The following is a 24,959-nucleotide window of genomic DNA, read 5'->3' as shown; positions in this document are numbered from 1 at the left end:
GCCCTTCCTGCTGCTCTGACTGCTCTGACCAGCGTTTTCCCTGCGTATCCGCGAACCTACGCGGTCTGCTCCTGCTGCTTGCGCCAGCGGATCCCGGCCTCCAGGAAGCCGTCGATCTCGCCGTCGAGCACCGCCTGCGGGTTGCCGACCTCGAACTCCGTCCGGAGGTCCTTGACCATCTGGTACGGGTGCAGGACGTAGGAGCGCATCTGGTTGCCCCAGGAGCTTCCGCCGTCCTTGAGGGCGTCCATCCTGTCCTTCTCCTCCTGGCGGCGCCGCTCGAGCAGCTTGGCCTGGAGGACGTTCATCGCGCTGGCCTTGTTCTGGATCTGCGAGCGCTCGTTCTGGCAGGACACCACGATGCCGGTCGGCAGGTGCGTGATGCGCACCGCGGAGTCGGTCGTGTTGACGCCCTGGCCGCCGGGGCCCGAGGCGCGGTACACGTCCACGCGCAGCTCGCCCTCGTCGATCTCGACGTGGTCGCTGGACTCGACGACCGGCAGCACCTCGACACCCGCGAAGGAGGTCTGGCGGCGGCCCTGGTTGTCGAAGGGCGAGATCCGGACGAGGCGGTGCGTGCCCTGCTCGACCGAAAGGGTGCCGTAGGCGTACGGGGCCTTGACCACGAAGGTGGTCGACTTGATGCCGGCCTCTTCCGCGTACGAGGTCTCGTAGATCTCGGTCGGGTAGCCGTGGCGCTCGGCCCAGCGCAGGTACATGCGCTGGAGGCGCTCGGCGAAGTCGGAGGCGTCCACGCCGCCGGCCTCGGCCCGGATGTTGACCAGCGCCTCGCGCTCGGCGTACTCGCCGGAGAGCAGGGTGCGGACCTCCATCTCGTCCAGCGCCTTGCGCACGGAGACCAGCTCGGTCTCCGCCTCGGCGAGGGTGTCCGCGTCGTCCATCTCCTGGGCGAGGTCGAACAGCACCGCCAGGTCGTCGATGCGCCCGCGCAGGCTCTCGGTCTTACGGACCTCCGCCTGGAGGTGCGAAAGCTTGCTCGTGATCTTCTGGGCGGCCTCCGGGTCGTCCCACAGGGACGGCGCGGCGGCCTGCTCCTCGAGCACGGCGATATCTGCCCTCAGCTTGTCGAGGTCCAGGACGGCCTCGATCGACCCCATGGTCGAGGAGAGGGACTTCAGCTCTTCGGAAACATCGACGACTGCCACGGGTCCAGCGTAGCCGGTCCCCGGGGGACGCTCTCCGGCCAGGCCGAATCCCCCGTACTAATGGAGGGTCGCACGGGCGTACGCTCACGATATGACCGTCTTCCTCGTCAAGCGCCGCCATGTGGACCACATGCGTGTCACGACGACGAGCTGTCTGCCGCCGGACCTGCCCCAAGCCTGATCCACCCCGATCCGACTTGGTCCTGTACGCGGCCTCGCGGTCCCGGCGCCAACCCTGCCGGCGGCCCTCCCCAGCCGCGGCCCCCGCCACCCCTGGGGACAGGACCCCGTGACATCCCGAAACGGAGCCGTCATGCCGTCCGCGCACCCTTCTCCTGCTTCTCCTGCTTCTTCTCCTGCTTCTTCTCCTTCGCCTTCCTCTGTCTCTCCTTCCTCCGCGGCCACCTCCCTTCCGGTCCTGGACCTGTCCCAGGCGGACGATCCGGCGCTGCGCGATTCCTTCCGCAAGGAACTGCACGCGGCCGCCCGGGACAGCGGCTTCCTGCACCTCACCGGGCACGGGGTCACCGCCGCCGAGACCACTCGGATCCTGGACCTGACCAGGGCGTTCTTCGCCCTCCCGGAAGCTGACCGGCTGGCGGTGAGCAATCTCAACTCCCCGCACTTCCGCGGCTACACCCGCATCGGGCACGAGCTGACCGGCGGCGCCTCCGACTGGCGCGACCAGCTCGACGTGGGCGCGGAGCGGGAGGCGCGGGAGGTCGGACCGGACGACCCGGCGTACCTGTGGCTGGAGGGCCCGAACCAGTGGCCCGCGGCGCTGCCGGAACTGCGGGACGCGGTGCTGGCGTGGCAGTCCCGGCTGGCGGCGGTGGCCCACCGCCTGCTCCAGGAGCTGCTCGCCTCGATCGGCGCCCCGGCGGACTTCTTCGACGCGGCCTTCGCGGACCGGCCCCACCTGCACACGAAGCTGATCCGCTACCCGGGATCCGCGCCGACGGGCACCGACCAGGGGGTCGGGGCCCACAAGGACTACGGCTTCCTCACCCTGCTCCTCCAGGACTCGGTGGGCGGGCTCCAGGTGGTCCGGGACGGGGCCTTCCTGGACGTCCCCCCGCTGCCGGGGGCCTTCGTGGTCAACCTGGGCGAGCTGCTGGAGATCGCGACGGAGGGGTACCTGACGGCGACGGACCACCGCGTGGTGAGCCCGGCGGGGGCGGTGGAGCGGTTCTCGGTGCCGTTCTTCTACAACCCGCGCCTGGACGCCGTCATCGAGACGGTCCCGGGCGACTACCTGGACGCGGCGCCGGGGATAGCGCACGACGCGTCGAACCCGCTGCACGCGGAGTACGGCCGCAACGAACTGAAGGGCTGGGTCCGCGCCCACCCGGCGGTGGCGCGGCGCTGGCACCCGGAACTGACGGAGGCGTAGCCCTACCTCTGGGGCGCCGCTCATCAAGCGCCGGAGGGGCTGGATTCAGCCTGGTCGGGGCCGGATTGCCCGCAGGGCGATTCCAGCCCCGCCGGCGTTCGAGGCGCGGGGTCCGGGGCGGAGCCCCGGGGAACGGCGGAAGGGCGGGTCGGGGACTTCGCCCCGCAGGGCCCACCCAGCCGCGCCCCCGGCTACGGGGACGTAGAGCCCGACTGCTTGTTGTCCTGGGGCGGCGCCGAGTCGGAGGAGACGGCCAGCCAGCTGCCGACACCCACCGCGGCGGCCAGCGCAACCGCGGCAGCGGACAGCGCGAGCCTCCGCTTGCGGACGGTCTCCGCCCGGTGCCGCGCGGACCCGGGCCGGTGCCCCCCGGCGGGACGCGGGACCCGGGCGGTGCCCAGGGCCCCGCCCGCCAGCTCGTCCGGCCCCGGCACCCGCATCGAGGTGTGGGTGTCCCGGTTGGAGTCGGTGGAGGAGCCGGGGACCAGCGGCACCACACCCCGCCGCCGCACCGGATCCGCGGCGGCGGCGGCCTCCGGTTCCGGGAACTCCGCCTGCTCCGGCTCGTCCGGCTCGTCCACGTCCAGCGGCGGCATCCCCGCCAGCAGCGGCAGCAGGTCCCGCAGCCGCAGGGAGAGCTCCGAGGCCCGCAGCCGCGAGGCGGGGGCCTTCGCCAGGCACTGGACCATCAGCTGCCACAGCTCGTCGGGGATGCCGGGCAGCGGGACGACGGTCTCCGTCACGTGGCGCCGCAGCACCGCCCCGGGATGCCCGCCGCCGAAGGGCGTGAAACCGGCGAGGAGTTCGTACAGCACGGTGGCCAGGGCGTAGATGTCCACCGCCGCGCGCGGCGGCAGCCCCTCCACGATCTCCGGCGCCAGGTAGTCGGGCGTGCCGATGATCCGGGTGGTGGGGGCCGAGGCCCGGCCGCCGGTGGACCGGCGCGGGGAGTCGATGAGCTTGGCCACGCCGAAGTCGGTGAGCAGCGCCGGATGCGCGCCGCCCGGGCCGAGCGGGCCCTGCATGTCGAGCAGGACGTTCTCCGGCTTCACGTCCCGGTGTACGACCCCGGCCGCGTGCGCGGCGGCCAGCGCGTCGGCGACGTCCGCGACGATGGCGACGGCCGCCTCGGGGGCGAGCCGCCGCTCGCGGTCGAGGCGCGTGCGCAGGTCCGTACCGCGAACGAGGTCCATGACGAGGGCGAGGTCGTTGCCGTCGACGACGAGGTCGCGGACGCAGACGACGTGCGGGTGCTCCAGGCCCAGGAGCGCGCTGCGCTCCTGGACGAACCGTCCGACGAGTTCCTGGTCGGACGCGAGGTCCTCGCGCAGCAGTTTGACGGCGACGGGGCCGTCAGGCCCCTCGCCCAGCCACACCGTGCCCGCGCTGCCGCGTCCCAGGATCTGGTGCGCGGTGTACCGGCTGCCGATCTTCCGTGCCACGACTGCTCCCTCAGCGGCTGGAGTACGTGCCAAAGCTACGCGGCCGGATGGGGGTTGTAGTCCACGGATCGCGGCGACCTTCACTTCTGCGGGCGAAATCACGTCCCAGAAGTCGACAAATCCATGAAGTCGCCGCTACGCGAGCTGATTCGGGCCAATTCGAAGGCCGGATCAGCGGCTCGTGCCGCCTCCCGTGGCCTCGCCGATCGTGCTCACCCAGTCCACGGCGTCCGAGCCCCAGGTCCACACCTGGTCCCACCAGCCGCGGCCGGTACCGACCCACTCCTGGAGCGGGGTCAACTCCCAGACCAGCCAGCCCGCCACGAAGAGCACCAGGATCATCACCAGGCAGCCCTTGAGGCAGCCCAGTCCCGGAATCTTCACCGGATTCGCACTGCGGCGCGGCTCGCGGGGCTCCCTGCGCTCCGGCTGGCGGCCCGGCGGCGGACCCTGAGGGGGCTGCTGCTGGGGCGGCGGCTGAGGCTGGCGGTACTGAGGCTGCTGCTGCGGCTGCTGGTACTGCTGGGGGTGCTGCTGCTGCGGCTGGTAGTGCTGCGGCGGGGGCTGCGGCGCGTACTGCTGCTGCTGGTACTGCTGGGGCTGCTGGTACTGCTGCGGCGGCGGGGCCTGTCGGTACGGCTGCTGCTGCTGCGGAGGCTGCTGCGGTCGCTGCGGCTGCTGCTGGGGCCGCTGGGGCTGCTGGTGCTGCTGCTGCGGCGGCGGGCCCTGGCGCTGCGGCCGGCGGCGCAGGGGGTCCTCGCTCGGGTCCAGGTACTGCATCTGCGTCTGCTCGTTGCGGTCGCGGGCGGCCCGCATCTGCGACTGCCACGGGTGCGGGGAGTCCGGCCGCTGCACGGGCGGCATCACGGAGGTCGGGTCGGCGCCGGGCGCCCCCGTGCTCGGGAGCACCGACGTGGCGTCGGCCGCGCCGACCGGCGGCATCACGCTGGTCATGGCGTTGGGGTCGTAGGCGCCCATCGGGGAGGCCCCCGCGGAGCCGCCGGGCAGCATCTGCGTGGCGTCCGCGGCGCCCGGGGTCTCGGGCACCGGCGCGGGCGAGGGGTCGGGGGCGAGCAGCGCGCCGACGCCGAGGGCGGCCTCGACCTCGGCGGCCGTGGAGTGCACGCCGATGCCGGAGGCGACCACGCGCAGGCCGCGCGCCAGGGTCTCCGCGCTCGGGCGCTCGTAGGGCTCCTTGCGCATGCAGCGCTCGATGACCGTCCAGAGCGGCTCGGGCACGTTCGGCGGGCGCTGCGGCTCCTCGCTGAGGTGGCGGTGCAGGACCTCCAGCGCGGTACCGCCGGCGAAGGGCGGCCGGCCGGTGAGGAGCTCGTAGAGCAGGATGCCGGCGCCGTAGATGTCGACGGCGGAGGTCTGCGGGCGGCCCTCGGCGGACTCGGGGGCGACGTAGGCCGGGGTGCCGACGAACTCGTGCGTGCGCGTCAGGCCCGGGGAGTCGGCCAGGCGCGCGATGCCGAAGTCGGTGAGCATCGGCTTCATCTGGCCGTCGCGCTCGTCGACCAGGACGTTGGCGGGCTTCAGGTCCCGGTGCACCACGCCGTCGGCGTGGCTGGCGGCGAGCGCGTCCGCGATCTGGGCGGTGAGCAGGCTCGCGGCGACCGGGCTGAAGGGGCCGTTCTCGCGCAGGTACCGGTGCAGGTCCGGACCGTCGATGAGGTCCATGACGAGGGCGAGGAGATCGCCCTCGACGACGAGGTCGCGGGTGCGGACGATGTTGGGGTGGGTCAGGCGCAGCAGGACGGAGCGCTCGCGCAGGAAGCGCATGACGATGTCCGGGTCCTGGGCCAGCTCCTCCTTGAGGACCTTGATGGCCACGGTCTCGCCGGCGTGCCCGGCCACCGCCGCCTCCGCACCTGCCGCCTCACGCTGGCGGGCGCGCCAGACGGTGCCCGTGGCGCCGCGCCCGAGCGGCTCCTCGAGCAGGTACTTGCTGCCGACTGGCCGCACGTCGCGCGCTCCCTGCTGTCGTCGATTCCGGCGAGTGATCCGTGCACGGTCCGCGCTTGGCCGACGCTCGGTCGACGCTTGGTCCGCGCTTGATCTGCGAAATGGTTTTCCGGCCCACTCTAGGGCTTGTCCCGAGGGAAGACGCGGGCCGAGGGAGGTTGGTTGCCGCACATATGCACGAAGGGTGATGTTTGTGGCGTATGCCGGGGGCGATTTTCCCGTCCTTCGTGTCCGTATCCGATCGGTCCGCCTGCAGGTCCGGTGCCGGTCCGCGACCGATCAAGATCACTTGCCGGTGGGTGGCGGGCGTGTTGAGGACGACAGGTGCGAGGATGCACCCGTACGGAACGGCCGGGACGGGAGCCCCGCCTTCCGGGCAGACCTGACCGGACGACGCGTCCGTGCCGGGTGGGGGCGGACGGACGGGCACCACGTGCGAACGGCACGGGTGATCCCTCCCGCGGGTCCCTGCCGGGCGCACACACCGCGCACCGCGCAGAAGGGACCGCTGACGGCGATGCAGATCCGGCTGACCGTCCTTGGGTCGGGGTCGCGCAGCGGCCACCAGACCGCCACCGCGACCGCCTCCGGCGGGGGGACCGGCCCAGGAGGCGCGCCGGCGAGCTGTGACGTGCTCGTCACCGCGCCCGCCGGCACCGCGCTGTCCGCGGTGGCCTCCGGACTCGCGGCGACCGTCGGCGGACCCGACACCGGGGGCACGGTCGTGCTGTACGCCGGTACGGAGCGGCTGGACCCGGCGCGGTGCGCGCTCGGCGAGCCGCCGCTCGTGGACGGGGCGGTGCTGTCCCTGAACGTGCCCGGCCCCGACGTCCGCACGGACGGGACCGCGGCCGCGACCGCCCTCGGCGACGGGCCGCAGCTGCACGTCGTGGCCGGGCCGGACGCCGGCGGGGTCCACCTGCTGCACCCGGGGGCGATCCGGATCGGGCGCTCGGCCGACGCGGACGTCCCGCTGGACGATCCGGACGTATCGCGCCTGCACTGCACCGTGACGGTGCTGCCCGACGGGCGGGTGGCGGTGGCCGACCTCGGGTCGACGAACGGTACGACGCTCGACGGCGCGGTGGTCGGCGCCGAGCGGGTGGCGCTCGCGCCGGGGGCGCTGCTGCGGGTCGGCGAATCCACCCTCCGCCTGGCCGTGGGCCCGGGCCCCGCTCCCCTCCCCCTCACCCCTGACCTGGAGGGCCACCTCTCCGTCCCCCTCGCGGGATCCGATCCCGAGGGCGGCGACCCTGACGGTGCGGGGGCCGGCGCTACGCCCGGCAGCCCGGCGGGGTCACACCCCGACGGCGGCGCCACCGGCGGAGCCTGGACCGGCGCTACGCCCGGCAGCCCGGCGGGGTCACACCCCGACGGCGGCGCCACCGGCGGAGCCTGGACCGGCGCTACGCCCGGCAGCCCGGCGGGGTCACACCCCGACGGCGGCGCCACCGGCGGAGCCTGGACCGGGGTTACGCCCAGCAGCCCGGCGGGGTCGCACACCGGAGGCGGCGCCTCCGGCGGCGCTTGGCCCGCGGCTGCGTCGGGCACCTCGGGCGGGTCGTACCCCGAGGGCGGTACCTCCGGCGGAGCCCGGGGCGCCGGGGCGTACCCCGACGCCGGGAGCCGGGGGGCACAGGGGCAGATCCCCCACCCCGCCCCTTCCCGAAACGGGGGCTCCGCCCCCGACCCCGTCAGGCCCGGGTACGGCGCCCCCGGCGCGCCCGCGGCGCACTGGGACGGCAGCGCCGGAACGGTCCCCGCCGCCCGGAGCACCGAGCATCACACCGGAGGCGGCCGCAGCGGCCCGTCCGGCCCCGCTTCCGCGGACCCCTGGCCCTACGGGGAGACCGACCGGGACGGCGACGCCGGCTCCCTGCGCGCAGGCCGGATCGCCAGGCCCGCGTCCGGGTCCGGCACCGCGGGTGCCGGACACCACTCGCTCCCCGACCGACCCGCCGCCGGACAGTACGGCGGAGCACCACACGAGGGCGGAGCCGCCGGACAGTACGCCGCACCGGCGCACCCGGGCGCAGCCCCGGGCCAGTACACGCAAGCCGCAGCCCCCGGCCGGCACGCCGGAGCAGCACAAGACGGCGGAACCGCACACGGCGCCGACCTCCCGGGCCGCCACACCGGGGCAGCGCACCGCGACGGCTACCCCGGCGGGCACGCCGGAGCAGCACAGGACGGCGGAGCCCCCGGCCGGCACGCCGGAGCAGCGCACCGCGACGGGCACGCCGGCGCAGCATCAGGCGGCGGAGCCGCACACGACGCCGGTGCCCCCGGTCGGCACGCCGGGGCAGCACCAGACGCCGCAGCCCCCGGACAGTACGGCGGAGCCGCGCACGGCGCCGGCGCCCCCGGGCAGCCGCACCCGGCCGGAGCCACCGGCCCGTACGCCGGAGCAAGGCACGCGGGCGCGGCCGCCGGGCCGTCCGGGCACGCCGGGGCAGGGGCGGCCCGGCAGACCGGGGTCGAGCATCACGGGGCGGGCGGCTGGGAGGAGTCCGAGCCGGTCCGCGCGGCCGAGGGCGGGCCGGAGCCCCGGCGTGGGGCGCGTCGCGGGATCGGGGCCTGGGCGCGCAAGTGGGTGCGCGGGGCGGAGGCCGCCGAGGTGGAGGTGGTCACCGAGACCGCGGCCGTCGTCGCCGTACGGCCGGGCTCCGACGATCCCGCGACCCTGCTGCTCACCGCCCTGGGGCCGGCCCCGCGGCTGTGGGCCGGTCCCGCCGGGCTCGACGTCACGCTCGGCGCGGGCAGCGAGGTCGCGCTCCGCGAGACCGGCGCGCTCGGGATCGCCGGCCCCCGGGCCCGGCTGACCGGTGTGGCCCGCTCCGTCATCGCCCGGCTCGCGGCCCTGCACGCCCCGGGCCAGCGTCTGGAGATCGTGCTGATCTCCACCGACCGGGCCCGACCGCTCGCCGAACGCCGCCGCGACTGGGGCTGGCTCGGCTGGCTGCCCCACGTACGCCCCGCGCACGGGCAGGACTGCCGGCTGCTGCTCGCGTACGACCGCGATCAGGCGGCCGCCCGCGCCGGGGAGCTGACCCGGCGGCTCGACGACGGCCCCCTCGGCACCCATTGGGCCACCGCGGGCCCGGACGCGGTGCGCGAGGCCTCGTACGGCTACCGCGGCCCCTTCACCCTCCTGGTCCTCGACGGGGACCCCGGTCCCGGGGCGCTGCGGGACATCACCAGCCGGCTGGCCTCGCACGGGCCGGCCGCCGGGATCCACGTGCTGGCCCTGGCCGAGGCGCCGGCCGCGACGCCCGCCTCGCCCGTCACCGAGACCTACGAGGCCGCCTGCGCGGCCGCCCCCGCCTTCCGCGACTGCGGGACCGCGGCCCTGCTGAGCGGTGATGTGGCCACGACCGTACGGACCTTCGCGGTCTCGGGCGGCAGACCGGCCGCCACCGGGGCGACGGCCACGGCGGACGCCGTATCGGCGGCCTGGGCGGAGCGGTTCGCCCGTGCCCTGGCCCCCCTGAAGGCCGACTCCCCGGTCGTGGAGGGCGGTTACCGTCCGGCCGCCGCCAATCTGCCCCAGACCTCCCGGCTGCTGGACGAGTTGGGGCTGGCCCGGGCCACCCCGGCCTCCCTGATGGCCCGTTGGGCCGCCGCCACGGATCAGGGGCAGCGCGTCGGCGGGCTCGCGGAGATAGTCCTCGGCACCGGCCGGCGCGGGCCGGTGGGCGCCGAACTGGTCACCGACGGGCCGCACGTACTGATCGAGGGGCCCGCCGGCAGCGGCCGTACGGAACTGCTGCGTACCTTGGCGGCCTCCCTGTCGGCCGCCGCCCGGCCCGACCGGCTCGGCCTGGTCCTGCTCGACGGGGCCGGCGGCGAGCGCGGCGACGGCCTGCTGCCCTGTACGGAGCTGCCGCACGTCTCCGCGCACCTGATCGCCTCGGACCCGCTGCGCATGCGGGAGTTCGCGCAGGCGCTGGGTGCGGAGCTGAAGCGGCGGGCCGAGCTGCTGGACGGGGTGCCGTTCTCCGAGTGGCACGCCGTGCGCGAGGTCTCCGACCGGATGGTCTCGCCCCGCCAGCCCACCCCCGGCGAGCTGCGCGGCGACCTAGAACCCCAGCGTTCCGGCACCCTGCGGCTGCGTTCCTCGGCCACCCGTACCGATCCTGCGGCCGGGCCCAGCCCGCTGCCGCGCCTGGTCGTGCTCGTGGACGACTTCGACGCACTGGTCGCGCCGGGCCTGGGCAGCACCGGCCGGCCCGCCGCCGGTTCGGTGGTCCGCGCGCTGGAGGCGGTGGCCCGCGAGGGAGCCCGCCTCGGGGTGCACCTGATCGCCACCAGTGCCCGCCCGGACCGAACGGCCGACACCGAGCTGGCCCGGCTGACGACCCTGCGCGTGGAGCTCGACGCCCCCGACCAGCCGGGCCCCGGCCGGGGCGTGCTCCGGTACGCCGACGGGCGCACGGTCCCCTTCCAGGGCGGCCGGGTCACCGGCCGGATCCCCCGGACGGCGACGCTGCGGCCGACGGTGGTGCCGGTGGAGTGGGAGCGGATGGGCGATCCGCCGGCCCGCCGCCCGGTCCGCGAGCTGGGCAACGGCCCGACCGACCTGGCGCTGCTGGCCAGCGCCCTGGACCGGGCCTCGCACCTGGTCTCGGCGGTGCCGGTGCTGTTCCCGCCGGCCCCCTGAACCGGCCCGCCGGCCAAGCCCCCCAGGGGTCTTGCACGCACCCCCGTACACCGCGAGGCGGTATTGCGGGGGTGCGCGGGGCGGCGTAGACCTTGTGGCACGGGACACACCATCGCCAGCGAGGCATCGGGGGCACCGCCATGCGCAAGCACGGAACGAGCCGCACGACATCCCATACATCGCAGACACCGCAGACACCGCAAACACCCCGGACATCTCACGCCCGACGGCGCACTTGGGCCGCTCTGGTCGTGGTCGGCGCGCTCGCGCTCAGCGCCTGCGGCAGCGACGGCAAGGAGCCCGCGAAGGGCACGGACGGCCCCACCACCGAGGGCGGGCCGGTCGTCGCGCTGCCCCGTCTCGACGGGGAGAAGCTGGAGGTCGCCGCCGTCTGGACGGGCGCGGAGCAGGCGAACTTCGTCAAGGTCCTGAAGGAGTTCGAGCGGCGGACGGGCGCCACGGTGACCTTCGTCCCGGCGCAGGACCCGATCGTCACCTTCCTCGGCTCGAAGATCGCGGGCGGCGCCCCGCCGGACGTGGCGCTGCTCCCGCAGGTCGGGGCGCTGGTCGCGGCGGTCAAGAACAAGTGGGCGCAGCCGGTGGGAGCGGCCGCGCAGGCCCAGCTCGACCAGAACTACTCGCCCGGCTGGAAGACGCTCGGCGCGGTCGAGGGCACCCAGTACGGGGTCTACTACAAGGCCGCCAACAAGTCTCTGATCTGGTACAACGCGAAGGCCTTCGAGGCGGCGGGCGTACGGCCCCCGGCGACCTGGAAGGAACTCCTCACGGCGGCCGACACCCTGTCCGCGTCCGGTACCCCGGCGGTTTCGGTGGCCGGGGCCGACGGCTGGACCCTGACCGACTGGTTCGAGAACGTCTACCTCTCGCAGGCGGGCCCGGAGAAGTACGACCAGTTGGCGAAGCACCAGATCAAGTGGACGGACGACAGCGTCAAGCAGGCGCTGACCTCGCTCGCCGAACTGTTCGGCCGCAAGGACTTCCTGGCGGGCGGCCAGAGCGGGGCGCTGGCGACCGAGTTCCCGAAGTCGGTGACGCAGACCTTCACCGGCGGCGACCGGCCGGCCGCCGCGATGGTCTTCGAGGGCGACTTCGTGGCGGTCAACATCGCCCAGACCGACGCGAAGGTGGGCACGGACGCGCTGGTCTTCCCGTTCCCGGCGGTCGGTGCCAAGGCGCCGGTGGTCTCGGGCGGGGACGTGGCGGTCGCGCTGAAGGACTCGAAGGGCGCGCAGGCGCTGCTGACGTTCCTGGCCTCGGTGGACTCGGCGCGGATCCATGCCCGTGAGGGCGGCTTCCTCTCCCCGAACAAGGCGCTCGAACCGGACGCGTACCCGAACGACATCCAGCGCGGCATCGCCGAGGCCCTGATCGCGGCGGGCGACAACTTCCGCTTCGACATGTCGGACCAGGCCCCGGCGGCCTTCGGCGGAACCCCGGGCGCGGGCGAGTGGAAGGCGCTCCAGGACTTCCTGGCGAACCCGGCCGACGTCGCGGGGACGCAGGCGAGGCTGGAGGCGGACGCGGCCAAGGCCTACGGGAACTGATCCCGGTGGCCTCCCCCACCGGATCCCCCGGGGCCTCCCCCGCCACCACCCCGGCCACGCGCCCCGCGACCGGCCCCCGCCCCCGCTCCCGCCCCCGCTCCCCGAAGGGCAAGGAGACCCGGCGCCGCCGGCTGACCGCCGCGGCGTTCCTCCTCCCCTCCCTCGTCCTGCTCGGCGCGCTCGTCGTGCACCCCATCGGCTACTCGCTCTACCGCAGCTTCTTCGACCGCTCCGGCGAGGAGTTCGTGGGCGCCGGGAACTACGGCGAGATCCTGCGCGACGACACGATCCGCACCGCGCTGGGGAACACGGCGGTCTGGGTGGTGCTGGCGCCGGTCACCGCCACCGCGCTCGGTCTGCTCTTCGCCGTGCTGACCGAACGGGTGCGCTGGGGAACGGCCTTCAAGCTGATCGTCTTCATGCCGATGGCCATCTCGATGCTCGCCGCGGGCATCATCTTCCGGCTCGTCTACGACGCCGACCCCGACCGGGGCGTGGCCAACGCCGTCTGGGTCGGCGTCCACGACACCTTCGCCGAGTCCTCCGCCTTCCCCAAGGCCCGTCCCGGCCGGGACTCCCCCCTGGTCCCGGCCGAGGGGGGTGCGTACGTGACCCGCGATCCGGTACGGGCGGGCGCGGCGGCCCTCCTCCCGCTGGTCGGGATCGCCCCCGAGGCCCTGCCCAAGGGCACCGCCACGGCGAAGGCGGCAGCCCCCGGCCCCGGGAAGGTCACCGGCACCGCCTGGCAGGACTTCACCCGGGGCGGCGGCGGTACGACGAACACGGTCGACGCCACCGAGTCCGCCCTGTCGGGGCTGCGCGTCGAGGCGGTCAAGGACGGTCGGGTGGTCGACTCGGCGAGGACCCGGGCCGACGGCACCTTCACCCTGTCCGCCGCGGCCGACGGCGCACTGCTGCGGCTGCCCGCCTCGAACTTCCGGGAGGCGTACGGGGGCGTCGAGTGGCTCGGCCCGACGCTGGTGACCCCGGCGGTGATCGGGGCCTACGTGTGGATGTGGGCCGGGTTCGCGATGGTGCTGATCGGGGCCGGGCTGGCGGCCGTACCGCGCGAGCTGCTGGAGGCGGCGCGGGTGGACGGGGCGAGCGAGTGGCAGGTGCTGCGCCGGATCACGGTGCCGCTGCTGGCGCCCGTCCTGGCCGTCGTGCTGGTCACCCTCGTCATCAACGTCATGAAGGTCTTCGACCTGGTCTTCGTGATCGCGCCGGGCGCGGTGCAGGACGACGCCAACGTCCTGGCGCTCCAGCTGTACCGGACCTCCTTCGGCACGGACGCCGACCCGGGCCTGGGCAGCGCCATCGCGGTGCTGCTGCTGGTGCTGGTGGCTCCCGTCATGGCCTACAACATCCGCCGGATGCGCCGGGAGGCCCGCCGATGAGCACACTGCCCACCGCGCGGTCCCTCGCCGCCCGGGCGGCCGGCGGGGCGCTGCGCGTCTTCCTGGTCCTCGCGGGCCTGTTCTGGCTGCTGCCCACGCTCGGGCTGCTGGTCTCCTCCTTCCTCTCCCCCACCGCGCTGAACGACGGCGGCTGGTGGCAGGCGCTGACGGCGCCCTCCCGCCTCACGGCCGGCAACTACGAGCGGCTGCTGGCCAACGAGACCGTCACGGGCTCGCTGATCGACACGGCGGCCATCGCCGTCCCGGCGACCCTGCTCGTCCTGGTGCTGGGGTCGTTCGCCGGATACGCCTTCGCCTGGCTGGAGTTCCCGGGTCGCGACTGGCTGTTCCTGATCGTGGTCGCGCTGCTCGTCGTACCGGTCCAGGTGGCTCTGATCCCGGTCTCCGAACTCTTCGGCTCCATCGGCCTGTTCGAGACCACGGCGGGCGTGGTCCTCTTCCACACCGCCTTCGGGCTGCCGTTCGCCGTGTTCCTGCTGCGCAACTTCTTCGCGGAGATCCCGCGCGAGCTGCTGGAGGCGGCCCGCCTCGACGGGGCGGGCGAACTGCGGCTGTTCACACGGGTGGTGCTGCCGCTGGGCGGTCCGGCGATCGCCTCGCTCGGCATCTTCCAGTTCCTGTGGGTGTGGAACGACATGCTGGTCGCCCTGGTCTTCGCCGACTCGGCGCACCCGCCCGTCACGGTCGCCCTCCAGCAGCAGGTGCGGCAGTTCGGGAACAACATCGACGTACTGGCGCCCGGCGCCTTCCTGTCGATGGTGGTGCCGCTCGTGGTCTTCTTCGCCTTCCAGCGGCAGTTCGTCTCGGGGGTGATGGCGGGAGCGATCAAGTAGGGCGGTGTGGATCACGGCATTGACGTGCCCGGTTGACGCTCCGTAACCCGAATGCCGCACCCTGCGTAACCCGATCACCACGCCGGGGGTTCCTGGGCCATATGCCCGCGCCGACCCCTGGATGTGCCGTGCCCCGGTTCAGCGTCATCGTGCCCGCGTACAAGGTCCAGGCGTACCTCCAGGAGAGTCTGGACTCGGTCCTGACCCAGTCGTACCCGGATCTCGAACTGATCGTGGTCGACGACGCCTCCCCGGACGCCTGCGGTTCGATCATCGACGACTACGCGGCCCGCGACCCCCGGGTCACCGCCGTGCACCTGGCGCACAACCTCGGCCTGGGGCCGGCCCGCAACGCGGGCCTGTCCCGGGCCACCGGCGACTACCTGGTCTTCCTCGACGGCGACGACACCCTGGCCCCGGACGCCCTGCAGGCCATCACCGACCGGCTGAAGGCCACCGGCTCCCCGGACGTCCTCGTCTACGACTACGCGCGGACCTACTGGACCGGCGAGCTGGTCCGCAACAGCCAGTCCCACCGCCTCTCCGAGGAGGGCCCGGCCAGTTTCCGCCTCGCCGACCGCCCCGCCCTCCTCGGCATGCTGATGGTCGTGTGGAACAAGACCTACCGCCGCGAATACGTGGAGCGCGAGGGCCTCTCCTTCCCGCCCGGCTTCTACGAGGACACCCCCTGGACCTATCCGGCGCTCCTGGCGGCGGAGTCCGTGGCGGTCCTGGACCGGGTCTGCGTGCACTACCGCCAGCGCCGCACGGGCTCGATCCTGACCACGTCCACCCGCCGCCACCTGGACGTCTTCGACCAGTACGACCGGGTCTTCGGCTACCTCGCCACCCGCCCCGAGCTGGAGCGCTGGCGGCCCGCCGTGCACCGGCGGATGGCCGAGCACTTCTGCGCCCTGTACGCGGACCCGCGCCGGCTCCCGCGCGCCGCCCGGGCCGAGTTCTTCGCCCGGGCCTCGGCCCTGCTGCGCCGCTACCGGGTGCCGGGCCCCCGGCCGCTGTCCCTGAGCCGCACGGACCGCACCCGCCACCTCCTGATGCGGCTGGGCACGCGACGCGCGTACCGCGTCCTGTCCCTGCTCCGCTCGGGCTCGCTCGCGGCGGGCCGCACCGGGGTCACCCTCGGCCGGGGCCTGCGCGAAACAGCCCTGCGCCTGCACTACCGCGCGCAGCGCCTGCTCCCGCTCCGGCCGGAGCTGGCGGTCTTCTCCGCGTACTGGCACGGCGGTTACGCCTGCAACCCCGCGGCGATCGAGGCCAAGCTGCGCGAACTCGCCCCGCGCATGAGGACGGCCTGGATCTGCGACCCGGCGCACGCCTCGACCCTGCCCCGCGACACGACCCCCCTGCGCCCGGGCTCGGCGGCGTACTGGGCGGCCCTGGCCCGCGCCACCTACCTCGTCACGAACGTCAACTTCGACCGCGGCCTGGTCAAGCGTCCCGGACAGATCCTCGTCCAGACGCAGCACGGCACCCCGCTCAAGCGGGTCGGCCTCGACCTCCAGGACCGCCCGGCGGCCACCCCCACACCGGACTTCGCGGGCCTGCTGCGCGGCGCGGACCAGTGGGACTACCTGCTCTCCTCGAACCGCCACTCCACGCTCGTCTGGGAGAAGGCGGTCCCCTCCTCGTACACGACGCTCGAATACGGCTACCCCCGCAACGACGTGTTCCACCGGGCCACCCAGGCCGACGTCCTGGAACTGCGCGAACGCCTCGGCATCCCGCCGGGCTCCACGGCGATCCTGTACGCGCCGACCCACCGCGACTACCGCCGCAGCCGCCCCGCCCACCCGGACTTCGACCGGATCCTGCGCGACCTGGGCCCGCGCTACACGATCCTGACCCGCACCCACCTCACCTACGCGGGCTCACCTTCCCCCGAGCCGCACCCCCGCCTGCTCGACGTCTCCTCCCACCCCTCCGTCGAGGAACTCTGCCTGGCCTCGGACGCGTTGGTGACGGACTACTCGTCCCTGATGTTCGACTACGCGTCCCTGGACCGCCCGATCGTCATCCACGCGGACGACTGGGAGGCGTACGAGGCCTCCCGCGGCACGTACTTCGACCTGCGGGCCTTCCCCCCGGGGGCGATCGCCCGCACCGAGGACGAGCTGGTGGACATCTTCTCGACGGGCCACTGGCAGGGCTCCCGCTCCGCTCAGCTCCGCGCGTCCTTCCGGACCCGGTTCTGCACGCACGACGACGGCCAGGCGGCGGAGCGCGTGGTCCGCCGCGTCTTCCTGAGCCAGCCGACCGCCCCCATCACCCCCCTGGAAGACCGCCGCCCCACCCCAGCAGCCCCCTCCGCCACCCCGGAACCCACCCTGGCCCACCTGACGACGTCCCGCTGGCCGTAGGTCTTTCCAGCCGTCCGGCGTTTGAGGACCGGGGCCTGGGGCGGAGCCCCAGGGGGTCCGGGGCGCAGCCCCGGGGAACGGTCGAAGGGCGGGTAGGGGACTCCGCCCCGCGCAGCGGCAGCCCCTAGGGCGTGGCCGTCAGCCCGGCGACCACCGACCGCGCGAGGTCGTCCAGATATCCCCCCGGGACAGCGTCCCGCACGACCACCTGCCGCCAGTACAACGGCCCGATCACCAGATCGAGCGCCCTCCCCGCATCCACCCCCACCGGCAGCTCCCCCCGGGACACCGCCTCCGAGATGATCCCCTCCGCCATCCGCCGCTGCCCCTCCAGCAAAGCCCCCCGCACCGCATCCGCGATCTCCGGATTCCGCGCGGCCTCGACCAGCAGGTCGGGAATCACCGCCGAGGCCACCGGATGCCGCAGCACGTGCGTCATCACCTCCAGCAGCGCCCGTACGTCCCCGTAGAGCGACCCCGTCGACGGCACCGGCAGGCCCTCCGTCGCGAAGGCTCCCACCAGGTCCAGCACCAGGTGCAGCTTCGACTTCCACCGGCGGTACACGGCCGTCTTCCCCACGCCCGCGCGCCGCGCGATGCCCTCGATCGACATCCGCGCGAAGCCGACGGTGGCCAGCTCCTCCACGACGGCCGCCCGGATCGCCTCGGTCACGTCCTCGCGGAGAACGGCGGCCCCCGCGGGAGCTCTTCGGGCGGTGGGGGCAGGGGCGGCGGCGGCAGGCTCAGAAGTCATGAGCAGAGCATATCCCGCGACGACGATACGGTTGCGTTCCGACGTTGAACGACCTAACCTCGCCGTAGCGACGATACGGACCCGTCCCATCGAAAGCGCCGACGCCCCGCCCCCGTCGAAAGCGACCCACGTGACTGCGACCACCGCACCACCCCCGGCCCCCGCCCCGGCGAATCCCCAGGTCAGGGCCGCAGGCAAGACCCCGGACCCGATCGCCGAGCTGGCGGCGGCCCACGATCTGACCCTCAGCGGAGCCCGCCCCACCCTCCCCCGCTACATCGCTCAGCTCTGGGGCCGGCGCCACTTCGTGACCGCGTACGCCACCGCCCGGATGCACGCCCAGTACAGCCAGGCCAGCCTCGGCCAGGTCTGGCACCTGATGACGCCGCTGCTCAACGCGGCCGTCTACTACTTCATCTTCGGCATCGTGATGCACGCCCAGCACAGCGTGCCGGACTACATCGTGTTCCTGATCACGGGCGTCTTCGTCTGGGACTTCATCGGAAGCTGCATCAACGCCTCCACCCGCGCCGTCCAGTCCAACCTCGGCCTGGTCCGCGCCCTGCACTTCCCGCGCGCCTCGCTGCCGCTGTCCACCGTCGTCCAGCTCTTCCAGCAACTGCTGATCACCATGGGCGCGCTGGTCATCCTGCTGCTCGTCTTCGGCCAGACCCCCGCCCCGAGCTGGCTGCTCGCCCTCCCCGCCCTGCTCCTCATGGCCGTCTTCTGCGCCGGCTGCGCCATGGTCATGGCGCGGGTCGGAGCGAAGAGCCCCGACGTCAGCCAGCTGATGCCGTTCGTCCTGCGGACCTGGATGTACGCCTCGGGCGTCATGTGGTCGATCGACCAGATGCTCAAGACGGACAACCTGCCGCAGTGGGTCTCGATGGCCCTCAAGCTCAACCCCGCCGCCGTCTACATCGACCTGATGCGCTTCGCGCTCATCGACTCGTACACGGCGCACCAGCTCCCGCCCCACGTCTGGCCGGTCGCCCTGGGCTGGGCCCTGTTCGCCGGCGTCGGCGGGTTCGTTTTCTTCTGGAAGGCAGAGGAGGAGTACGGCCGTGGCTGACACCGCAACCGAGACCCGGACCCCGACCGTCATCGCCGACGACGTCCACGTGATCTACAAGGTGCAGGGATCGGGCGGCCGCAAGGGCGGCGCGACCGCGGCCCTCAGCCGGATCTTCTCCCGCAAGCCCGCCACCGGCATCCGCGAGGTGCACGCCGTCAAGGGCGTCAGCTTCACCGCCTACAAGGGCGAGGCCATCGGCCTGATCGGCACCAACGGCTCCGGCAAGTCCACCCTGCTGTCCGCCATCGCGGGCCTCCAGCCGGTCGCGCGCGGCCGGATCTTCTCGCACGGCCAGCCGTCCCTGCTCGGCGTGAACGCGGCCCTGATGAACGACCTGACCGGCGAACGCAACGTGGTCCTCGGCGGCCTCGCCATGGGGATGTCCAAGCGGCAGATCCGCGAGCGCTACGAGGAGATCGTCGACTTCTCCGGCATCAACGAGAAGGGCGACTTCATCTCCATGCCCATGCGCACCTACTCCTCGGGCATGGGCGCCCGGCTGCGCTTCTCCATCGCCGCCGCCAAGGACCACGACGTCCTGATGATCGACGAAGCCCTGGCCACCGGCGACGCCGCCTTCCAGCGCCGCAGCAAGGCCCGCATCGAGGAACTCCGCGAACGGGCAGGCACCGTCTTCCTCGTCAGCCACGGCATCGGCACGGTCCGCGAAACCTGCGACCGCGCGATCTGGCTCGAATCAGGCGTCCTCCGCATGGACGGCCCCTCAGAAGAGGTCTGCGACGCATACGAAGAGTTCACCAACAAGCGCTGACCCACTCCAGCCCCACCGGGCCGGCCGAATCCAGCCCCTCCAGGACCACTCCAACGGCGCCGCACCCGCACACGACCGACCACACCACGAACGGGCCGGGCCCGGAACCCCCCAGAGGGTCCCGGGCCCGGCCCGTTCGAGTACCGCCGCCCGCAGGGCTACGCGTGCGACCGAAGCAGCGAGCGCATCGTCCGCATGGCGACGGACAGATTCGCCAGATCGAAGTCGTCCGACCCCTGGATCTCGTCCAGAGTCGTCCGCGCCCGCCCGATGATCGCCGCGTTCTTCTCCTCCCACGCCTTGAAGCGCTCCTCGGGAGTCGAGGTCCCGTTCCCGACCGCCAGCACGTCCGCGGTCAGCGCCGCATGCGCGGAGAACAGGTCCTCGCGGATGGACGCGCGGGCCATCGACTGCCAGCGGTCGGCCCGCGGCAGTTCGATGATCCGGTCCATCAGCTGGGTGATGTCGAGCCGGTCGGCGAGGTCGTAGTACACCTCGGCGACGGCCAGCGGCTCGACGCCCGTACGGTCGGCGATCGCGACGATGTCCAGCGTCGGGAAGGCGGACGAGAACCCGGCCACCTTGGCCGCCAGCTCCTCCGGCACGCCCTCGCCGATCAGCTCGGCCATGACGGCCTCGTACCACTCCAGGTCCGCGCCGCGCACCAGCTTCGGCACGTCCGACCAGACCCGCTCCACCCGCTCGGCGAAGAGCTCGATGGTCTCGGTGATCTGGAGCGGCTGCGGCCGGTTGTTCAGCAGCCAGCGCGTACCGCGCTCGACCAGGCGCCGCGAGTGCAGCCGGATCCGGGTCTGGACGTCGGCGGCGACCTCGTTGTCGAGGGCCTCGACCCTGTCCCACACCTCGGCCAGGCCGAAGATCTCGCGGGCCGCGAGCTGCGCCCGGACGATCTCCTCCAGGGAGGCTCCGGTCTCCTCGCGCAGGCGGTGCAGGAAGGTCGAGCCACCGCTGTTGACGGTGTCGTTGACCAGCACCGTGGTGATGATCTCGCGGCGCAGCGCGTGCCCGTCGACCTGCTCGGGGAACTTCGCGAGCAGCGCGCCCGGGAAGTAGGCGTGCAGCAGGCGGTCGAGGTACGGGTCGTCCGGCAGCTCGGTGTGGATGAGCTCGTCCGCCACCGTGATCTTGGTGTAGGCGAACAGGACGGCCAGCTCCGGCTGGGTCAGGCCCTTGGCGTTGTTCAGCAGTTCGCGCAGCTGCCGGTCGTTGGGCAGGAACTCCAGGGCGCGGTCCAGCAGGCCGTCACGGCCCAGGCGGCGCATGAAGCGCTGCTGGGCGTGGAGCAGGCTGGGGGCCTGGGCGGCGCCGTTGGCCAGCGCCACGTTCTGGGCGTAGTTGTTGCGCAGCACCAGCCGGCCGACCTCGTCGGTCATCTCGGCGAGGAACTTGTTGCGCTGCTTGACGGTCAGGTCCCCGTCGGCGACCACCGAGTTCAGCAGGATCTTGATGTTCACCTCGTGGTCGGAGGTGTCCACGCCCGCGCTGTTGTCGATGGCGTCGGTGTTGACCTTGCCGCCCTCGCCGCCGGCGCCGCTGCGCGCGAACTCGATGCGGCCGAGCTGGGTCAGGCCCAGGTTGCCGCCCTCGCCGATGACCTTGGCGCGCACGTCGGAGCCGTTGACGCGGATGGCGTCGTTGGCCTTGTCGCCGACGTCGGCGTGCGTCTCGGCCGTCGCCTTGACGTACGTACCGATGCCGCCGTTCCACAGCAGGTCCACCGGGGACTGGAGGATCGCCTTCATCAGGTCGGCCGGGGTCATCTTGGTGACGCCGGCCTCGATGCCGAGGGCTTCGCGGACCTGCGCGTTGACCGGGATGGCCTTCGCGCTGCGCGGGTGGATCCCGCCACCGGCCGACAGCAGGGAGCTGTCGTAGTCCGCCCACGAGGAGCGCGGCAGGTCGAAGAGGCGCCGGCGCTCGGCGTAGGACGTCGCCGCATCCGGGTTCGGGTCGATGAAGATGTGCCGGTGGTCGAAGGCCGCGACCAGGCGGATGTGCTCGGAGAGCAGCATGCCGTTGCCGAAGACGTCGCCGGACATGTCGCCGACGCCGACGACCGTGAAGTCCTGCGTCTGGGTGTCGTGCCCGAGCTCGCGGAAGTGCCGCTTGACGGACTCCCAGGCGCCGCGGGCGGTGATGCCCATGCCCTTGTGGTCGTAGCCGGCCGAGCCGCCGGAGGCGAAGGCGTCGCCCAGCCAGAACCCGTAGGACTCGGCCACCCCGTTGGCGATGTCGGAGAAGGTCGCGGTGCCCTTGTCGGCGGCGACGACGAGGTAGGTGTCGTCCTCGTCGTGGCGGACCACGCCCTTGGGGTGCAGGACCTCGCCACCGACGAGGTTGTCGGTGATGTCGAGCAGCGCCGAGATGAAGATCTTGTACGAGGCGATGCCCTCGGCGAGCCAGGCGTCGCGGTCCACCGACGGGTCGGGGAGGTTCTTGGCGACGAAGCCGCCCTTGGCGCCGACGGGCACGATGACGGTGTTCTTGACCATCTGCGCCTTGACCAGGCCGAGGATCTCCGTACGGAAGTCCTCGCGGCGGTCGGACCAGCGCAGGCCGCCTCGGGCGACCTTGCCGAAGCGCAGGTGGACGCCCTCGACGCGCGGGGAGTACACCCAGATCTCGAAGGCCGGGCGCGGCGCCGGCAGGTCGGGGATGGCCTGCGGGTCGAACTTCATCGACACGTACGAGTGCTGCTCGCCCGCGGAGTTGAGCTGGAAGAAGTTCGTGCGCAGCGTCGCCTTGATGAGGGTGAGGAAGGAGCGCAGGATCCGGTCCTCGTCCAGCGAGGCGACCTGGTCCAGGGCCCCGTCCAGCTCCTCCAGCATCGCGTCGACGAGCTCGGTGCCCGCGGACTGGCGGCCGGGCGACATCCGGGCCTCGAAGAGGGAGACCAGCAGCCGGGTGGTGTGGACGTTGTTGCGGAGGGTGTCCTCCATGTAGTCCTGGCTGAAGGTGGCACCGGCCTGGCGCAGGTACTTGGCGTACGCGCGCAGGACCACGGCCTGTCGCCAGGTCAGTCCGGCGCCGAGCACCAGGGTGTTGAAGTTGTCGTTCTCGGCGTCGCCCTGCCAGACCGCGGAGAAGGCGTCCTGGAACCGCTCGCGGGCGTCGTCGCCGAGGTAGTTGGAGCTCCCGGCGGGGTCCCCGTTGCCGCTCGGAAGCGGCATCCGCAGACCGAAGTCGTAGATCCACGCGTTGGTGCGGTCGGTGCAGCGCAGCTCGTACGGCCGCTCGTCGGTGACCTCGACGCCCAGGCGCTGCAGGACCGGCAGGACCGCGGAGAGCGAGACCTGCTCGCCCGTGCGGTAGATCTTGAACCGGCGTTCGCCGGGGCCCGCGCCGACCGGCTCGTACAGCGACAGCGCGAACTCGCGGTCGCTCGCGGACAGCCGCTCCAGGTGGCACAGGTCGGCCACGGCCGAGCGCGGCGAGTGGTCGGCCTTGTAGCCCTCGGGGAAGGAGTTCGCGTACTTGCGCAGCAGCTCGGCGGCGCGCTCCTCGCCCAGCTCCGCGACGAGCGCCTCGCCGAAGCCGTCGGCCCAAGAACGGGCGGCCTCGACCAGGCGGCCCTCGATCCGCTCGACGTCGGCGTCGGTCAGCACGGGCAGCTCGGTGCCCTGCGGGACGCGGACGACGAAGTGGATGCGGGAGAGGATCGACTCGGTGTTCCAGGCGGTGAAGTCGACGCTGATGCCGTCGAGCTCCTCCTGCAGGATCGCGATCAGCCGCAGCCGCACGCCGGTGGTGTAGCGGTCGCGCGGCAGGTAGACCAGCGCGGAGTAGTAGCGCCCGTACTCGTCCTGGCGCAGGTACAGCCGCAGCCGGCGGCGCTCCTGGAGGTACAGGACGGAGGTGGCGATGGCCTGGAGCTGGTCGACCGGGGTCTGGAACAGCTCGTCGCGCGGGTAGGTCTCCAGGATCTGGAGCAGGTCGCGGCCGTCGTGGCTGGACGGGGCGAAGCCGGCGCCTTCGAGGACCTCGGCGACCTTGCGGCGGATGACCGGGACCCGGCGCACCGACTCGGTGTAGGCGGCGGAGGAGAACAGGCCGAGGAAGCGGCGCTCGCCGACGACGTTGCCGTCGGCGTCGAACTTCTTCACGCCGACGTAGTCGAGGTAGGAGGGCCGGTGCACGGTGGAGCGGCTGTTGGCCTTGGTCAGCACCAGCAGGCGGTGCTCGCGGGCCTTGGCGCGGGCGTCGGCCGGCAGCCGGTTGAAGGACGGCGAGACGGGGTGCGCCTCGTCCTGGCCGTGGTGCAGCGGGTCGGAGCGCAGGATGCCGAGGCCGGTGCCGGGCACGGCGGCCAGGGCGTCGCCGTCGACGAGGTTGTACTCGCGGTAGCCGAGGAAGGTGAAGTGGTCGTCGGCGAGCCAGCGCAGCAGCTCACGGGCCTCTTCCAGCTCGTACTCGCGCAGGTCCGGGGCGGTGGGCTCCTCGGGGAGCTCCTGCGCGATGCGCAGCGCCGCGTCGCGCATCTTCTCCCAGTCCTCGACGGACTCGCGTACGTCGGACAGGACGCGCTGCAGATCGGCGGTGATCTGCTTGAGGTCGGCCTTGTCGGTCTCGCGGTCGATCTCGACGTGGATCCAGGACTCGACGAGGGAGTCGTGGGGGCGCGCGGTGCGGGGACCGTGCGCGTCGCAGTCGGGGCCGAGGATCTCGATCAGCTTGCCGGCGATGTCGCGGCGGACGACGACCTGCGGGTGGATCACGACGTGGATGCCGCGCCCGTGGCGGGACAGCTCGTTCGTCACGGAGTCCACGAGGAACGGCATGTCGTCGGTGACCACCTCGACGACGGAGTGGCTGGAGGTCCAGCCGTTCTCCTCCACCGTGGGCGTGTGCACCCGCACGTTCGCCGTGCCCTGCGGACGGTTCGCCGCGAGCCGGTAGTGCGAGAGCGCGCCCCCGAACACGTCGACCGGGTCCCGGTCGAGCAGGTCCTCCGGGGCGGTGTGCAGGTAGTAGCGCTGGAGGTAGGCGAGAGTCGTGTCCCGGTCGGGACGCTCCCCCTGCTCGGACCCAGTCGGAAGTAGCCCCCCGGCCGGGCTGTTCTCAGCTACCCGTGCCGCCCGCGCGAGCAGCTCGGCCTTTGCTTCGTCCAGCTTGGTCTGCATGTCCTCTGGCTCCTGTCGCGCGCCATTGCGTGACGTAGGTGAAGGAAGGAATGGCATAGCACCGCGAGGCGGGATGTCGGTGTCCGTTCGGGATCGACGCTATGCCGTCGAGAGAGCCCACCGGGAGGAAATCGGCCATGATCGGCAGGATGTCCCGGGGGCGGGGATCAGCGAGGGCCCGGGCACGGTGGTGCGCCGGGCGCCGGGCGGAGGCTTCGGTGCCTCCGAGAACTATCGCGCTGATCACGGGTACCAGGCTATCTCGCTCCACCCCCGGCTCGTCATGAGCTGTATGTGTACAAAAGAGGGGGGGTAACTTTGACACTCTGGACAGGGTCTCGCCCGGCCGTGCGTGCCAGGCCGGTGCGCGGTCGCTCTCCGCTCATGGCCCGGT

The 24,959-nt window shown here is 73.0% G+C and carries 13 protein-coding genes; 8 read left to right on the top strand and 5 right to left on the bottom strand.

The window, feature by feature from the left end; genetic code table 11:
* Nucleotides 1-56 precede the first annotated feature (56 nt).
* Nucleotides 57-1,166 (bottom strand): peptide chain release factor 2, encoded by a 1,110-nt coding sequence (prfB, locus tag OG276_RS23180; RefSeq protein WP_266908345.1) that lies wholly within the window; start codon nt 1,164-1,166, stop codon nt 57-59.
* A 313-nt stretch (nt 1,167-1,479) separates the two neighbouring features.
* Between prfB and OG276_RS23175 the strand changes: the two genes are divergently transcribed.
* Nucleotides 1,480-2,559, top strand: coding sequence for an isopenicillin N synthase family oxygenase (locus tag OG276_RS23175; protein WP_266908343.1), 1,080 nt, complete (start codon nt 1,480-1,482; stop codon nt 2,557-2,559).
* A 191-nt stretch (nt 2,560-2,750) separates the two neighbouring features.
* Here the strand turns inward: OG276_RS23175 and OG276_RS23170 are convergent, their stop codons facing one another.
* Entirely contained in the window at nt 2,751-4,001 is a 1,251-nt protein-coding gene (locus tag OG276_RS23170) for a serine/threonine-protein kinase (protein WP_266908342.1), read from the bottom strand.
* Between the two features lie 171 nt (nt 4,002-4,172).
* Nucleotides 4,173-5,969 (bottom strand): serine/threonine-protein kinase, encoded by a 1,797-nt coding sequence (locus OG276_RS23165; RefSeq protein WP_266908340.1) that lies wholly within the window; start codon nt 5,967-5,969, stop codon nt 4,173-4,175.
* 517 nt (nt 5,970-6,486) lie between these two features.
* Between OG276_RS23165 and OG276_RS23160 the strand changes: the two genes are divergently transcribed.
* The 5 genes from OG276_RS23160 to OG276_RS23140 all read left to right on the top strand — a co-directional run bounded on the left by OG276_RS23160 (nt 6,487) and on the right by OG276_RS23140 (nt 16,823).
* Complete coding sequence (locus OG276_RS23160; protein ID WP_266908338.1) at nt 6,487-10,629, top strand: FHA domain-containing protein; 4,143 nt, start codon at nt 6,487-6,489, stop codon at nt 10,627-10,629.
* A 140-nt stretch (nt 10,630-10,769) separates the two neighbouring features.
* A complete protein-coding gene (locus OG276_RS23155; protein WP_266908336.1) occupies nt 10,770-12,194 on the top strand; it encodes an ABC transporter substrate-binding protein in 1,425 nt (474 codons plus the stop codon).
* Between the two features lie 131 nt (nt 12,195-12,325).
* Nucleotides 12,326-13,591: a carbohydrate ABC transporter permease gene (locus OG276_RS23150; protein ID WP_266913044.1), complete on the top strand. Its 1,266-nt coding sequence runs from the start codon at nt 12,326-12,328 to the stop codon at nt 13,589-13,591.
* Nucleotides 13,588-14,445 (top strand): carbohydrate ABC transporter permease, encoded by an 858-nt coding sequence (locus OG276_RS23145; RefSeq protein ID WP_266908334.1) that lies wholly within the window; start codon nt 13,588-13,590, stop codon nt 14,443-14,445. The genes OG276_RS23150 and OG276_RS23145 overlap by 4 nt, the downstream gene beginning before the upstream one ends.
* A 128-nt stretch (nt 14,446-14,573) precedes the next feature.
* Entirely contained in the window at nt 14,574-16,823 is a 2,250-nt protein-coding gene (locus OG276_RS23140) for a bifunctional glycosyltransferase family 2 protein/CDP-glycerol:glycerophosphate glycerophosphotransferase (RefSeq protein WP_266908332.1), read from the top strand.
* Nucleotides 16,824-16,947: 124 nt separating this feature from the next.
* Here the strand turns inward: OG276_RS23140 and OG276_RS23135 are convergent, their stop codons facing one another.
* The gene (locus OG276_RS23135; RefSeq protein WP_266908330.1) at nt 16,948-17,577 is read right to left on the bottom strand and encodes a TetR/AcrR family transcriptional regulator; all 630 of its coding nucleotides are present in this window, start codon (nt 17,575-17,577) and stop codon (nt 16,948-16,950) included.
* Nucleotides 17,578-17,707: 130 nt separating this feature from the next.
* Here OG276_RS23135 and OG276_RS23130 point away from each other — a divergent pair, with 130 nt between their 5' ends.
* Together OG276_RS23130 and OG276_RS23125 are read left to right on the top strand one after the other, a co-directional pair.
* The gene (locus OG276_RS23130) at nt 17,708-18,649 is read left to right on the top strand and encodes an ABC transporter permease (protein WP_266908328.1); all 942 of its coding nucleotides are present in this window, start codon (nt 17,708-17,710) and stop codon (nt 18,647-18,649) included.
* Complete coding sequence (locus OG276_RS23125) at nt 18,642-19,424, top strand: ABC transporter ATP-binding protein (RefSeq protein WP_266908326.1); 783 nt, start codon at nt 18,642-18,644, stop codon at nt 19,422-19,424. Before OG276_RS23130 ends, OG276_RS23125 begins: the two co-directional genes overlap by 8 nt.
* A 158-nt stretch (nt 19,425-19,582) precedes the next feature.
* Here the strand turns inward: OG276_RS23125 and OG276_RS23120 are convergent, their stop codons facing one another.
* Nucleotides 19,583-24,565, bottom strand: coding sequence for an NAD-glutamate dehydrogenase (locus OG276_RS23120; RefSeq protein WP_266908324.1), 4,983 nt, complete (start codon nt 24,563-24,565; stop codon nt 19,583-19,585).
* Nucleotides 24,566-24,959 lie beyond the last annotated feature (394 nt).

It is taken from the genome of Streptomyces sp. NBC_00086, from assembly GCF_026343255.1.
GTDB lineage: Bacteria > Actinomycetota > Actinomycetes > Streptomycetales > Streptomycetaceae > Streptomyces.
The sequence above is the reverse complement of the archived record's forward strand: the minus strand, read 5'-3'. Positions and strand labels throughout refer to the sequence as shown.

Excerpts from the sequence above, each read along its gene's own strand:
- OG276_RS23160 (WP_266908338.1), top strand. The coding sequence starts at position 6,487 with ATGCAGATCCGGCTGACCGTCCTTGGGTCGGGGTCGCGCAGCGGCCAC.
- OG276_RS23120 (WP_266908324.1), bottom strand. The coding sequence starts at position 24,565 with ATGCAGACCAAGCTGGACGAAGCAAAGGCCGAGCTGCTCGCGCGGGCG.
- OG276_RS23175 (WP_266908343.1), top strand. The coding sequence starts at position 1,480 with ATGCCGTCCGCGCACCCTTCTCCTGCTTCTCCTGCTTCTTCTCCTGCT.
- OG276_RS23155 (WP_266908336.1), top strand. The coding sequence starts at position 10,770 with ATGCGCAAGCACGGAACGAGCCGCACGACATCCCATACATCGCAGACA.
- OG276_RS23135 (WP_266908330.1), bottom strand. The coding sequence starts at position 17,577 with ATGACTTCTGAGCCTGCCGCCGCCGCCCCTGCCCCCACCGCCCGAAGA.
- OG276_RS23145 (WP_266908334.1), top strand. The coding sequence starts at position 13,588 with ATGAGCACACTGCCCACCGCGCGGTCCCTCGCCGCCCGGGCGGCCGGC.